Raw genomic sequence first — 241 nt, 5'->3', positions numbered from 1 at the left:
GGGTGGGGCGTACTTCGCCCAGCACGTCGGCCCCGCCAGTGTGTGGGAGCTGGTCGAGTACTTCCTGGGGCCGCAGCCTGAGGCGCGCCGGAAGCGGCACCCTGACGACGAGAGCGCGGCAGCGAAGGCCGTCGGCCTGGAGATCGCCGACGTGCGCACGGAACGGTTGAGGATGGAGTTCTTCGACGTCGGCGCCGTGATCTACTTCCTGCGCAAGGTGATCTGGACGGTGCCCGGTTTC

General features: G+C 68.5%; 1 pseudogene. It reads left to right on the top strand.

The features are described 5' to 3' along the window. Nucleotides 1-241 (top strand): annotated as a pseudogene (locus GJQ66_RS14425) (SAM-dependent methyltransferase); the annotation flags it as partial.

This window comes from Microbacterium sp. ZXX196, assembly GCF_009709595.1.
In the GTDB taxonomy this organism is placed as follows: domain Bacteria; phylum Actinomycetota; class Actinomycetes; order Actinomycetales; family Microbacteriaceae; genus Microbacterium; species Microbacterium excoecariae.
Note: the sequence above shows the minus strand (reverse complement) of the source record. Positions and strands in the feature narration are given on the sequence as shown.